12 protein-coding genes and 1 pseudogene are annotated in these 12,048 nt (G+C 65.9%); 10 read left to right on the forward strand and 3 right to left on the reverse strand.

What is annotated here, in order from left to right; genetic code table 11:
- From B4M62_RS02010 to metE, 3 genes and pseudogenes are all read left to right on the forward strand, one after another.
- Window positions 1-361: pseudogene (locus tag B4M62_RS02010) on the forward strand (isocitrate lyase); the annotation flags it as partial.
- Window positions 362-506: 145 nt separating this feature from the next.
- Window positions 507-1,379 carry a 3-hydroxybutyryl-CoA dehydrogenase gene (locus tag B4M62_RS02015; RefSeq protein ID WP_290704401.1) on the forward strand — a complete coding sequence of 291 codons (873 nt, stop codon included), beginning with the start codon at window positions 507-509 and terminating at the stop codon, window positions 1,377-1,379.
- An 11-nt stretch (window positions 1,380-1,390) separates the two neighbouring features.
- Window positions 1,391-3,694, forward strand: a complete 2,304-nt coding sequence (metE, locus tag B4M62_RS02020) for a 5-methyltetrahydropteroyltriglutamate--homocysteine S-methyltransferase (RefSeq protein ID WP_290704404.1) — start codon at window positions 1,391-1,393, stop codon at window positions 3,692-3,694.
- A gap of 96 nt (window positions 3,695-3,790) precedes the next feature.
- On the opposite strand, the gene B4M62_RS02025 is transcribed toward metE, so the two are convergent.
- Both B4M62_RS02025 and B4M62_RS02030 read right to left on the reverse strand, forming a co-directional pair.
- On the reverse strand, window positions 3,791-4,660 hold the full coding sequence (locus tag B4M62_RS02025; protein WP_290704407.1) for a PPK2 family polyphosphate kinase: 870 nt from the start codon (window positions 4,658-4,660) through the stop codon (window positions 3,791-3,793).
- Between the two features lie 3 nt (window positions 4,661-4,663).
- Window positions 4,664-5,485, reverse strand: coding sequence for an SDR family NAD(P)-dependent oxidoreductase (locus tag B4M62_RS02030; RefSeq protein ID WP_290704410.1), 822 nt, complete (start codon window positions 5,483-5,485; stop codon window positions 4,664-4,666).
- A gap of 136 nt (window positions 5,486-5,621) precedes the next feature.
- On the opposite strand from B4M62_RS02030, the gene B4M62_RS02035 reads away from it, so the two are divergent.
- The 6 genes from B4M62_RS02035 to B4M62_RS02060 all read left to right on the forward strand — a co-directional run bounded on the left by B4M62_RS02035 (window position 5,622) and on the right by B4M62_RS02060 (window position 10,437).
- Window positions 5,622-6,908, forward strand: coding sequence for a DUF445 domain-containing protein (locus tag B4M62_RS02035; protein WP_414651759.1), 1,287 nt, complete (start codon window positions 5,622-5,624; stop codon window positions 6,906-6,908).
- A gap of 98 nt (window positions 6,909-7,006) precedes the next feature.
- Window positions 7,007-7,420, forward strand: a complete 414-nt coding sequence (locus B4M62_RS02040) for a helix-turn-helix domain-containing protein (RefSeq protein WP_290704416.1) — start codon at window positions 7,007-7,009, stop codon at window positions 7,418-7,420.
- 52 nt (window positions 7,421-7,472) lie between these two features.
- Window positions 7,473-8,159, forward strand: a complete 687-nt coding sequence (locus B4M62_RS02045) for a heparin-binding hemagglutinin (protein WP_344716351.1) — start codon at window positions 7,473-7,475, stop codon at window positions 8,157-8,159.
- Window positions 8,160-8,215: 56 nt separating this feature from the next.
- Window positions 8,216-8,548: a DUF2516 family protein gene (locus B4M62_RS02050; protein ID WP_290704419.1), complete on the forward strand. Its 333-nt coding sequence runs from the start codon at window positions 8,216-8,218 to the stop codon at window positions 8,546-8,548.
- Between the two features lie 4 nt (window positions 8,549-8,552).
- Window positions 8,553-9,311 carry a MerR family transcriptional regulator gene (locus B4M62_RS02055; protein WP_290704421.1) on the forward strand — a complete coding sequence of 253 codons (759 nt, stop codon included), beginning with the start codon at window positions 8,553-8,555 and terminating at the stop codon, window positions 9,309-9,311.
- A gap of 4 nt (window positions 9,312-9,315) precedes the next feature.
- The gene (locus B4M62_RS02060; protein WP_290704424.1) at window positions 9,316-10,437 is read left to right on the forward strand and encodes an alpha/beta fold hydrolase; all 1,122 of its coding nucleotides are present in this window, start codon (window positions 9,316-9,318) and stop codon (window positions 10,435-10,437) included.
- Here B4M62_RS02060 and B4M62_RS02065 read toward each other — a convergent pair.
- The gene (locus tag B4M62_RS02065) at window positions 10,421-11,476 is read right to left on the reverse strand and encodes a UDP-N-acetylmuramate dehydrogenase (RefSeq protein ID WP_290704427.1); all 1,056 of its coding nucleotides are present in this window, start codon (window positions 11,474-11,476) and stop codon (window positions 10,421-10,423) included. The two genes, B4M62_RS02060 and B4M62_RS02065, sit on opposite strands and share 17 nt — an antisense overlap.
- 57 nt (window positions 11,477-11,533) lie before the next feature.
- Between B4M62_RS02065 and B4M62_RS02070 the strand changes: the two genes are divergently transcribed.
- Window positions 11,534-12,040 carry a DUF2505 domain-containing protein gene (locus tag B4M62_RS02070; protein ID WP_290704430.1) on the forward strand — a complete coding sequence of 169 codons (507 nt, stop codon included), beginning with the start codon at window positions 11,534-11,536 and terminating at the stop codon, window positions 12,038-12,040.
- The last annotated feature ends 8 nt before the right edge of the window (window positions 12,041-12,048 follow it).

The raw sequence follows: 12,048 nt of genomic DNA on the forward strand, positions 1-12,048 counted from the left end.
GCTGGCCTACAACTGCTCGCCGTCCTTCAACTGGAAGCAGCACCTCGACGACGACACGATCGCCAAGTTCCAGAACGAGCTGGGCGCCATGGGCTTCAAGTTCCAGTTCATCACCCTCGCCGGCTTCCATGCGCTCAACTACTCGATGTTCGATCTGGCACACGGCTACGCGCGCAAGCAGATGTCGGCCTACGTCGACCTGCAGGAGCGCGAGTTCGCTGCTGAGGAGCGCGGGTACACCGCCACCAAGCACCAGCGTGAGGTGGGCGCGGGCTACTTCGACCGGATCGCCACCACGGTCGACCCCAACACGTCGACCGCGGCGCTGAAGGGCTCTACCGAAGAGGGCCAGTTCCACTAGGAATCGGCGTTTCGAAGAGGTCGGGGCGGGTGACCACCGTCACCCGCCCCGACTCTCTTCTTCTGATCACCAACCCCCTGAATCTTCCCTAGTCTTGAGTCTCAAGACCCCCGCGTTACCGATCCCCAGTTTGAGGAGCCGTGCCATGGCAAGCCAGAAGATCACGCGAGTCGGTGTCATCGGTGCCGGCCAGATGGGCGCCGGAATTGCCGAGGTGTGCGCGCGCGCCTCGGTGGACGTCCTGGTCTACGAGTCCACCCGCGAATTGGCCGCGGCCGGCCGTTCCCGCGTGATGCGGTCACTCGATCGCGGTGTGTCCAGCGGCAAATTGACCGAGCGTGAGCGTGAGCAGGCCGCGTGGCGGCTGCGCTTCACCTCCGATCTCGCCGACTTCGCCGATCGGCAGCTCGTCATCGAGGCTGTCGTCGAGGATGAAGCGGTCAAGATCGCGATCTTCGCCGAATTGGACAAGGTGGTAACCGATCCCACCGCGGTGCTCGCATCAAACACCTCGTCGATCCCCATCATGAAGCTGGGGATGGCCACGCAGAACGCTGCCCGCGTCGTCGGCATGCACTTCTTCAACCCGGTCCCGGTACTCCCACTCGTCGAGTTGGTGACGACGCTGATGACCAGCCCCGAGGTGTCCGAGCGTGCGGAGGACTTCGCGCGCGACGTGCTGGGCAAGCAAGTCGTCCGCTCGGCCGACCGTTCCGGCTTCGTCGTCAACGCCTTGCTGGTGCCATACCTACTCTCGGCCATCCGCATGGTGGAGTCCGGTTTCGCGACCGTCGAGGATATCGACAAGGCGATGGTCCTCGGCTGTGCTCACCCGATGGGCCCGCTGCGGCTCACCGACCTCGTCGGGCTCGACACCGTGAAGGCGATTGCCGACAAGATGTACGAGGAGTTCAAGGAGCCGCTGTACTCGCCGCCGCCGCTGCTGATGCGGATGGTCGAGGCGGGACGCATCGGGAAGAAGGCCGGTCGCGGGTTCTACCAGTACGACGCGAAGTAGCGGCTCGGGCAATGACTGTCGCCGCCGGCATCGAGTACGGCTCGTCGATCCTGGGCTATCCCAGAATTGGCGCCCGCCGCGAGTTGAAGTCCGCACTGGAAGGCTATTGGCACGGCTCGGTCAGCCGTGACGAACTGCTCCTGAAGGGGCGCGAACTCGCTGACAGCGTGTGGAACGAACTTGCCGCGACCGGCCTCGAGCAGGTGCCGGGGAATACGTTCTCGTACTACGACCACGTGCTCGACACCGCAATGCTCTTCGGGGCGGTCCCGCCGCGGTTCGCCGACCTGGTCGATGACCTCGAGCCGATCGACCTCTACTTCGCGATCGCGCGTGGCAAGCCGAACCATCCGCCGCTGGAGCTGATCAAGTACTTCAATACGAACTACTTCTATCGCCAGCCGGAGATTGATTCGGCGATGGCTTTCTCACTGCATGCGGAGAGCCTGCTCGACGAGCATCGGCGGGCCAAGGCCGAGGGTATCGAACTGCGCCCCGTCGTGCTCGGCCCGGCCTCCTTCCTACTGCTGTCGAAGGCCGCGCCGGGGTCGCCGGAGGGCTTCGCGCCCATCGAGCGCCTCGACGATCTCCTGCCGGTCTATGCCGACCTGCTCGAGCGACTGGCAGCGCAGGGATGCAAATGCGTGCAGTTCGACGAGCCGTGTTTCACCAGTGACCGCACCGCAGCCGATCTCGACGCGCTACGTCACGCCTATACGACGCTGAGCGGCGCCCCCACCGCGTTGCGGACGCGGATCCTGGTAACCGGACCCTACGGTGATCTGGGTGAGGCCTTGCCGATCTTGGCGTCGACGAACGTCGAGGCGATCGCTGTCGACCTGGTCAGTGAACCGATGACGGCGGCGGAATTGGGTGCGGTGCCCGGCCTCAAGCGCAAGCGGCTGTACGCCGGGGTCATCGATGGCCGCAACGTGTGGAAGGCCGCGAAGGGCGGCAAGCTCGACTTCCTCCTCGAGATCAAGGAGCACATCCCCGATCTCGTCGTCTCCACCTCGTGCTCGCTGATGCACGTCCCGGTGGACGTTCTCATTGAGCCGGATCTGCCCGGCGAGGTGGCCGACCGGCTGTCATTCGCGAAGCAGAAGGTCGCCGAGGTCGTGGCGCTGGCGAAGGCGATCACCCACGGCGCTCCCGAACACTGGTACACGCGACCGGCGATCGTGCAGTTCAAACTGAAGCACGACATCCGCCAGCGCGTGGCGAATATTCGACCGGACCAACGGCAGCGGATGCCGTACGAGCAACGCAAGCCGTTGCAGGACAAGGCACTCGGCCTGCCACCGGTGCCGACCACTACGCTGGGGTCGTTCCCGCAGACCACCGAGGTGCGTCAGGCCCGCTACTACTACGGGCAGGGGCGGATCACCTGGGACGAGTATGCGCAGCGGTTGCGCGATGAGATCAAACGCGTCATCGAGTTGCAAGAGGACATCGGTCTGGACGTTCTGGTGCACGGCGAGGCCGAGCGCAACGACATGGTGCAGTACTTCGCCGAGCTCATGGAGGGCTACGCGGCGACCCACCAGGGCTGGGTTCAGGTGTACGGATCCCGTTTCGTGCGCCCGCCGATCATCTACGGCGACATCAAGCGCAAGCATCAGATGACCGTCGAATGGACCAGTTACGCCCAGTCACTGACGCACAAGCCGGTTAAGGGGCTCCTCACCGGTCCGATCACCATGCTCGCGCGCTCATTCGTGCGCCAGGACCAGCCGCTGTATGAGACAGCCGAGCAGATCGCCCTCGCGGTGCGCGACGAGATCGCGGATCTAGAGAAGGCCGGAATCAAGATCATCCAGATCGATGAGCCGTCGATTCGGGAGTTGCTGCCGTTGCGTGAGCGCGGCCGACAGGGGTACCTCGACTGGGCGGTCAATGCCTTCCGGCTCGCCGTCGGTGGTGCCAAGCCGGAGACGCAGATCCACACCCACCTGGGCTACTCATCGATTGGGCGCGTCGTGGAGGCGTTCGAGGCGATGGATGCCGACGTGGTGTCGATTGTCGCTACCCGCCACATCGACTGGGTATTCGCACAGCTGGCCAAGGGCACGGCGCTCTCCCACGGCATCGGTCCCGGGGTTTATGAGAGTCGTAGCGCGCTGATCCCCGACATCGACGAGATCGATGACCGGATTCAGCGCGCGACGAGGTCGATCGATCCCGAGCGCCTCTGGGTCAATCCCGACGGCGGACTCAAGACCCGGCACTATTGGCAGCTGGAACCATCATTGCGAAACATGGTTGCCGCGGCGCGTCGCGAACGTCGCCGGATCGCTGCCCGCGACGACGACTGATTGCCGAGTGAGCCATCACTGCCGCCGGAATCGCCTACGACCGCGCCGACTTCTCTGACCCGAAGCTCACTCAGCCGGACCACTGGCTAGCGGGCGTCAGAGGGCGGCGACGCGGGCCCGTTCCACCTCGACGTCGAAGGTGGCCGCCGGCCACCCGAGGTTGAGCCCCTCGAGCGCGTCGATGAGCAACTCGCAGACCGCGAGCCGGGAGAACCACTTTCGGTCGGCGCCGATGAGGTACCACGGGGCGTGGTCGCCGTCGGTGCGATCGAAGATCGTCTGGTAGGCCTCGAGGTAGTCTTCCCAGAACCCGCGCTCCTCTACGTCGCTGGGATCAAACTTCCAGTACTTGGTCGGATCGTTCAGCCGGTCGATCAGCCGTTGCTTCTGCTTTTCCCTGGATACGACCAGGGCCACTTTGAGCACGGTGGTGCCGGCCGCGACGACCTCCCGCTCGAACTGGGTGATCAGATCGTAGCGCTGTGACCACACTCGCTCCGGTACCAGGTTGTGCACGCGGACCGGCAACACGTCCTCGTAGTGGCTGCGGTCGAAGATCCCGATCTTCCCGGCCGGTGGAAGGGCCCGGTGGATGCGCCAGAGGAAGTCATGGGTGAGTTCCTCGGGTGTGGGCTTGCCGAACCCGGTGATCGCCAGGCCCTGCGGGTCGACGAGCCCGCCGACGTGACGCACGATCCCGCCCTTGCCGGCGGTGTCCATGCCCTGAACCACTAGGAGCACGCTGCGGTGTCCGCGTGAGCGGCCGTTGGCGAACAACATCTCCTGCAGATCGGCGAGATGCGCCCCGCGCTCGATCAGCGCCGCGGTGCCCGCCTGCTTGTCTCCCGTGTAGCCCGGGGTCGACGCTGCGTCGTACTGTGCGATCGGCCCGGTGTTCGTGACGCGTAGCGCCTCCCGCGGGGAGGTCGTCCACCCGGTTGGCAGGGCCTTGTCCGGCTTGCCCATCATCTACTCCTGTCCGAGTTCTTCGGTGGCCGGCGGGAACAGCGGCCCGCCACCGAAAGCGGATCGGTGCGAGTCTGGCGTCGTTGTTCCGTCGTTGTTGGTGATCCCGTGCGCCGCGCCGTACTCGGCGGTGACGACGGTGTGTCCGTTATATGCGCCGAGGCCGGGGTCTGCGGCCAGAGTCGCAATAACCCGCCCGACGAACTCGGGATCCTCGGCACGTTCGACGGGGAATCCCGCGAATTCGGTGAGCCCGCTCCCCAGGAGCAGGGGTGTGCGAATCAGCCCGAGCCAGAGGGAGACTGCGGTGACCCCGGTGCCGGCGAGTTCCGCGCCCATGTCGTAGGCCATCTTGTCCAGCGCGACCTTTCCCATTCCGTACAGAACCGAGTGCAGCTGTCCGCGGCCGCCGAATGACGACGTCGAGGCGATCAGTCCGCTGCCCTGGGGCACCATGATCTGAGCGGCCTGCACCGCCGCGACATAGTGTGCTCGAACACCGATCCCGATCAGGGTGTCCCAATCTGAAACTGGGCGCTGGTAGAACTTCGCCGTGAAGCCGGCGAATCCGCGTGGCGATGCCCAGGCGTTGTTCACCAGCAGATCGAGCCGCCCGGTATCGGCGAGGATTCTGGCGAAGGCGGCCTCGACGGCCGAGTCGTCTGCGTGGTCGACGGCGAGCGCGATGGTTCCGTCGGGCCCGGTGCCGCGCCGGGACGTCCCATACACGCGCCACCCCGCGTCGCGCAGCGCCGTTGCGGTGCCCCATCCGACGCCGCGGCTGGCGCCGGTGACGAGGGCAATTCTGTCGTGGTCGGTTGGCATGCGCCCACCCTAAGTCGTGCAGTTGCGGGCCGTTGCCAGACTGGCCGTACCCCGGCGGGCGAGACTGCGGCGGGTAAGACTGGTGGGTATGTCATCACCAGTGCTGTCCCCGGGTTCGGCCCCAGCGCCGCAGCCGATGAGTTCTCCCGCGCTGAGCGCGTTGGGCGAGCAGGCCGACCAGCAGCGCGGTCGCGACCTGCGGAAGATGAAGGTCGTCGCCACCGGGCTGTTGGTGTTCGCGGCGTGCGTCTATCTGGTCACCCGCTACCTGGAGGCGCGCGACGGCGCCGGCCTGGCGGCGTGGGTGCCCTATGTTCGCGCTGCTTCCGAGGCGGCCATGGTCGGCGCGCTGGCCGACTGGTTTGCCGTCACCGCACTGTTCCGCCATCCGTTGGGCCTGCCCATTCCGCACACCGCGCTGATCAAGCGGAAGAAGGATCAGATCGGTGACCAACTCGGCGGGTTCATCGAAGAGAACTTCATGGGGCCCGACCTGATCGAACAGCGGGCCGCCAGTCTGGAGTTGCCGCGCCGCGTCTCCACCTGGTTCGCCGATCCGGTCAACGCGCCGCGGGTGGCCGACGAGGCTTCACGACTGCTGAATCTGGCGTCGGAGATGCTCGAGGACGAGGACGTCGAACAATTCCTGATGGCCGCGGTCAAATGGGCTGCCGAGCCGCAATGGTCCCAGCCGATGGGGCGGATTCTCGAGCAGTTGGTGGAGGAGGACCGACTCGAGCCGATGCTCCAGCTGGGATGTGATCGCGTACATGAGTGGGCGCTGGGCAGTTTGGACCTGGTTGACCGCCTGATTGATCGCGACGGTCCGCAGTGGATGCCGAAGTTCGCGGCAAACTTCGTCGGAGACAAGATCTACAAAGAACTCGTGGAGTTCACCGCGAAGGTTGCCGGGGACTCCGACCACGAGTTGCGGCGCGCGATGCTCGGCGTGATCAGCCAGTTCGCGAACGATCTTCAGTACGACCCGGCGACCATCGCGAAGTTCGAGGGCCTCAAAACCGAGTTGGTCGGTCGTGACGAGGTCACCGGGGCGGCGTCGACGGCGTGGAAGGCGGGTAAGGCGGTGATCGAGAAGATGCTCGATGACCCGAACAACACCCTGCGCAACACGATTTCGCGATCGGTGATCCAGGTCGCCGAGCGGGTGCGCGATGATGATCTGTTGCAGCGGAAGATGAATGGGTGGGTGGCGCGGGGTGCCCGCCACGTCGCGACGAACTATGCGACCGAGGTCATCTCGATCATCACCGAGACGGTCCGGGGTTGGGACGCTCAGGAAACCAGCGACAAGATCGAGCTGCAGGTGGGCCGCGACCTCCAGTTCATCCGGATCAACGGGACGGTCGTCGGGGCGTTGGCGGGATTGGTGATCTACACGGTGTCAGAACTGATTTTCCACTGACCGGTGGTCGGCGACTGTGGTGTCGCTAACAGTGCGCTTGCATTTGCTAGCACCACGGGTAATATTGGACATGCCGACCCGAGGAGGTGGATCTTCCGATGACCAATGACACAGCTGAGACGTCAACGGTCGCGCCCGATGGTGCACCGACAACCATCGACGCGGTCACCAATGCCGCATCCGATATCGGTGCGTTCATCCGCTCGCAGCGCATGGCCGCCGAGGTATCGCTGCGGCAACTCGCCGAACGCGCGGGGGTGAGCAATCCGTACCTCAGCCAGATCGAGCGCGGGTTGCGGAAGCCGTCGGCCGATGTGCTCGCCCAGATCGCCAAGGGGCTGCGCGTCTCTGCCGAGGTCCTCTACGTCCGGGCCGGCATTCTCGAAGAGCGTCCCGCATCGCCGGTGCGCGACGCACTGATCGCCGACGAGTCGATAAGTGAGCGGCAGCGCCAGATGCTGCTGGAGATCTACGAGTCGTTCCGCAGTGAGAATCAAGCCAAGATCGAGTGACACCAGTTTTCATCCGCAGTACCGACCTTCAAATAAGAGGAGTAAGGCCCACATGACCGAGAACCCGTTCAACAATGCCGTTTCGCAGGCCACCGCCGTCCTGAACCAGCTCCGTGAGCGCAGCGAAGCCACCATCGAGCAGGCTCAGGCCCGGTTCGACGAGACCCGCGACAACGCCCAGAGCCGCTTTGATGAGACGTGGGAGCAGGCCGTCGCCCGCTTCAACGAAGCCAAGGAGCGCCTCGCCGCCCTGCCCGTCGAACTGCCTACCGACCTTGACGAGTTGCGTGCCAAGTTCAGCCCCGAAGAGTTGCGCAAGGTTGCCGAGAGCTACCTTGCCGTCGCCGCTGGCGTGCTGAACTCGCTCAGCGAGCGGGGCGAAGAAGTGGTCGGGAAGCTCAAGGAGTACCCGCTCGTCGAGGAGAACCTCCCGAAGCTGGAGAAGGTCTACAACGACGCTCGCGAACTGACCGAGGAGGCGCTGGGCACCATTTCGGACCAGTCGCTGACCGTCGGAGAGCGTGCCGCGGCGCTGGTGAACCTCCCGGGTGAGGCTGCGAAGAAGGCTCCGGCTGCCGAGAAGCCGGCCGCGGCCAAGGCTCCGGCGAAGAAGGCGGCTCCGGCGAAGGCTCCGGCCAAGAAGGCGGCTCCGGCCACGGCTCCGGCCAAGAAGGCGGCCGCTGCCAAGAAGGCCCCGGCCAAGAAGGCTCCGGCCGAGAAAGCCGATCCGAAGAACTAGGCCACTGCGCCCGAGTCTGACGAAGTCCACGCCCCGCTCTCGCATAGAGTTGGGGCGTGGACTTCGTTAGTGCACTGGGCATGACCCAGGAGATCGTCATTCTGACTCTCAGCGTGGTGGCCGGACTCGCCGGACTCGTGACGGTGGTGCACGCGGCCGTGCAGCGCCCCGACGCCTTCGCCGCGGTTGATCGGCAGTCCAAGGGGTTCTGGGTCGGTGTCCTCGCGCTGTCCACCGTGTTCCTGGCGGTATTCGGTGTCGCGGGGGGCGTGAGCCCCATCATCGGCATGATCTGCCTGAGTGGTCTCGTCGCGGTGATCGTCTACCTCGTCGACGTCCGGCCCAAGGTTGACGAGATCCAGGGCCGCCGCTGGTTCCGGAAGCTCTAACGCCGTGGCCGAGTACCGCATCAACGATCTCGCCCAGGTCTCCGGGGTGTCGGTCCGCAACATCCGCGTCTACCAGGATCGCGGCCTGCTTCCCCCGCCAGTGATCAAGGGGCGAACGGGTTGGTACTACGACGAGCACCTGATCCGGTTGAATCTCATTTCCCGGATGCTTGAGCGCGGCTACACATTCGCGACGATCAGCGAGCTCCTTGCCGCGGCACACCACGGGATGACCGTGGAACATATCCTGCGCGGCAGCACCAAGAGAAGTCGCTTCCAGAACCTCAAGAGTGTCGCCACCATCACCGTCGCCGAACTTCGCAAATCGTTGGGCGCAAGCGATCGGACTATCGCGCTCAGTCAGAAACTGGGCCTGCTGGCCAAGGAAGGTGCGGGATTCGCCGTGACCAATCCCGAACTGCTCGAGGGCGCCGAAGCCCTGGTGCGGGACGGAATCGATATTGATGTCCTGCTGGACCGCTGGGTGCGGGTGCAGGACGATCTGGAAGATGTCGCGCACAGCTTCGTCTCGATCATCACCGACCGGTTTGTCGACGCGAGCCTGCTGGGATTCGACGACGTCGAGGTCGGCCGAATCTCCGACCTCATCCGCCGCGTGCGCCCGCTGGCGCACGAGGTCGTGGACAGCACCTTCACCAAGGCGCTCGATCGGGAGATCTCCAAAGCGCTGGCAGCGGTGACCGCAATCCTCGAGACCAGCACCCCCGCGCCGATGGGGGAAATCAGCGAAGAGCAGGATTGACGATATGAACAAGCTGACCACGGTCATGCTCGCCGGTGCCGCCATCGCCGGCGGCGGGACGGCGGCGGGGGTGCTTCGCCTGGTGGCCGGTGTCGCCGCCGACGGGCTTCGGGGCGCCCCGATCGCCCCCGACGATCCCGATCCCGCATTGGCGACGCCACGGGCCGCGCCCTATCGCACCCACGTCCACACCGCCGATGGGGCCGAACTCAACGTGCTCACCTACCCGGCCAACGATCCCGGCGACTCCTCCGATGTCGTCGTCTTCGTCCACGGCTGGGCGTGCAACACGACCTACTGGAATCCGCAGGTGAATCACCTGCTCGGCAAGCGCACCCTCATCGTCTACGACCAGCGCGGTCACGGCGAGTCCAGGCTGGGCCGTGCGCGGCCCACGCCGCGGGTCTTGGCGCAGGACCTCGAGGCGGTACTCGCCGCCGCCGTCCCGCTCGGCCGCCGGGTAGTGCTGGTCGGCCACAGCTTGGGCGGGATCACGATTCAGGCATGGGCCGACCAGCACGCCGGGGAGGTCAACGAGCAGGTGTCGGCGGTGATACTGCAGTCCACGGCCGCCGTTGACATTCTCGGTCGTCACCGATTGTTCGGCGAGCACGTCCCTGCCTACCTGAAGCCGTTCGAGCACCTCACCGGCATTCTCTTCGTGAGTACGCCGCTACTGCTGCCCGACACCACGGCCGGTCCCCGCATCACCCGCCACATTGCGATGGCCGATAGTGCGCGGGGCGCACAGGTGACGTTCGTCGATCAGATGCTGCGCGCTTGCTCGCCACTGGCGCGCGGATTGTTGGGCAGTGGGATGGTTGGTTTCGACGTGCGCACCGGCACCACGGCGCTGACGGTGCCCACCACGGTCATCGTCGGAGCCGCGGACCGACTGTTGCCGCCGGTGCATTCGCGGGAGATCGCGGGGCTGCTCGAGGAGGTGGGGGCGCTGCACCGCCACGTCGTGCTCGACGACATCGGTCACATGCTGAGCATCGAGGCGGCCGCCCAGTTCAACGAAGTCCTCGACGAGGTGATCGGGCTCGGGGAGCGCAAAGCCCAGGTGAAGGCGGCTAAGAAGGCAACTGCCGGGTCCGCGGACGCTCCTACAATCGGCAGTTGACGAACACCGGTTCGGGGATGAGGCGCACCCCGAACCGCGCTTCCACCCCGTCGCGCACCTCGCGTGCGAGGGCCAACAGGTCGGCGGTCGTCCCGGTCCCGCGGTTGGTGAGCGCCAAGGTGTGCTTGGTGGACAGGCGCACCGGCGCACCGGCACCCGGGTAGCCCCTGGTGAAGCCGGCCTGCTCGATCAGCCAGCCCGCCGACAGCTTCAGATCGGCGCCGGACGGGAACTGTGGGATGGTCACATCGGGGCCGACGACGACGGCGATCTGGGCGATCACCGCGGCGGACTCGGCGGCCGAAATGATCGGGTTGGTGAAGAAGGACCCGGCACTGAAGGTATCGGGGTCGTCGGCGTCGAGGACCATCCCCTTGCTTCGACGCAGGGCCAGCACGGCGCTGCGCACATGCTCCGCCTCGGCCGTCTGGCCTTCGTCGCGGCCCAGCGCGCGGGCCAGTTCGCGGTAGGCCAGGGGAGCCGAAACAGCGCCGTTGCGCAGCCAGAACGACACCCGGGTGACGATGCGGTCGTCCCGATGCTTGAGGTTGGAGTGGCGATAGCGCAAGCCGAGGGCGTCGGGGGCCACCCACGAGAGTCGGCCGCCGGGGCGGTCGTATACCTGCACCGAGCGGAGCGTGTCGGCGATCTCGACTCCATAGGCGCCGACGTTCTGCACCGGGGTCGCGCCAGTCGAGCCGGGAATCCCCGACAGGCACTCCAGCCCACCGAACCCATTGGCGACCGTGTGCGCGACGAGGCCGTCCCACTCGACACCGGCATCAGCGGTCACAAACGGCCGCCCGTCGTCCACCCCGAACGCCAACTCGGCCGACGTGATCCGCACGACGGTACCGTCGAATCCCTCATCGGCGACGACGAGGTTGGAACCCCCGCCGATCACCAGCACCCGGGTGCCGGCGTCGTCGCAGGCCGTCAACGCCTCGACCAGCGCCGCGGTGCTGGACGCCTCGACAATGGTGCGCGCCGGTCCGCCCAGGTGCAGCGTGGTGAGGTCGGCGATGGTGGGAGAGGTCACGGGATATGACGCTAGCGCACCTGATGCGGGCGGCCGGACTGTGATGGGATGGGTGCCATGGCAACGAATCTGGAGCACACCGTCTCCTACCCGTTCAGCACCGACCGACTGTGGGAGGTCGTGACCACCGAACAGTACTGGCATGATCTGATCGCTGCGATCAATCACGGCAAGGGAGTCCTGGAGTCCTTCTCCCACGACGGCGATACCGTCGTCGTGGTGTGCCGACAGGTCGTCGACGAGAACAAGCTGCCGTCGGTGGTCACGAAGGTGCGCGGCGGCGACCTCGTCATTCCGCGGCGCACAGTGCTCCGCCGGGCCGCCCCCGGAGGTGCCGTCACCGGCGAGTTGACGGCGACTGTCGAGGGTGCGCCGGCCAAGGTCGACGGATCGCAGGTCAGCGATGGAGATCCGTCGTCGACTCGTTACACGGCGGCGATCGCCGTCAGCATCCCGCTGTTCGGCGGCAAGATCGAAAAGGCGATCGGCGAGCAACTGTTCGAGCTGCTCGACGCGGAGCGCGACGAGACGCTCAATTGGGAGGCCGGCAACCGACAGCGGTAGCCTGACCG

The sequence above is a fragment of the Gordonia sp. UBA5067 genome, from assembly GCF_002414845.1.
Classification (GTDB): Bacteria; Actinomycetota; Actinomycetes; order Mycobacteriales; family Mycobacteriaceae; genus Gordonia; species Gordonia defluvii.

Bases quoted from the DNA above. Each gene is read 5' to 3' on its own strand.
- B4M62_RS02030 (WP_290704410.1), bottom strand. From the start codon at position 5,485: ATGCCAACCGACCACGACAGAATTGCCCTCGTCACCGGCGCCAGCCGC.
- B4M62_RS02040 (WP_290704416.1), top strand. From the start codon at position 7,007: ATGACCAATGACACAGCTGAGACGTCAACGGTCGCGCCCGATGGTGCA.
- B4M62_RS02045 (WP_344716351.1), top strand. From the start codon at position 7,473: ATGACCGAGAACCCGTTCAACAATGCCGTTTCGCAGGCCACCGCCGTC.
- B4M62_RS02015 (WP_290704401.1), top strand. From the start codon at position 507: ATGGCAAGCCAGAAGATCACGCGAGTCGGTGTCATCGGTGCCGGCCAG.
- B4M62_RS02070 (WP_290704430.1), top strand. From the start codon at position 11,534: ATGGCAACGAATCTGGAGCACACCGTCTCCTACCCGTTCAGCACCGAC.
- B4M62_RS02025 (WP_290704407.1), bottom strand. From the start codon at position 4,660: ATGGGCAAGCCGGACAAGGCCCTGCCAACCGGGTGGACGACCTCCCCG.
- B4M62_RS02060 (WP_290704424.1), top strand. From the start codon at position 9,316: ATGAACAAGCTGACCACGGTCATGCTCGCCGGTGCCGCCATCGCCGGC.
- B4M62_RS02035 (WP_414651759.1), top strand. From the start codon at position 5,622: ATGAGTTCTCCCGCGCTGAGCGCGTTGGGCGAGCAGGCCGACCAGCAG.
- metE (WP_290704404.1), top strand. From the start codon at position 1,391: ATGACTGTCGCCGCCGGCATCGAGTACGGCTCGTCGATCCTGGGCTAT.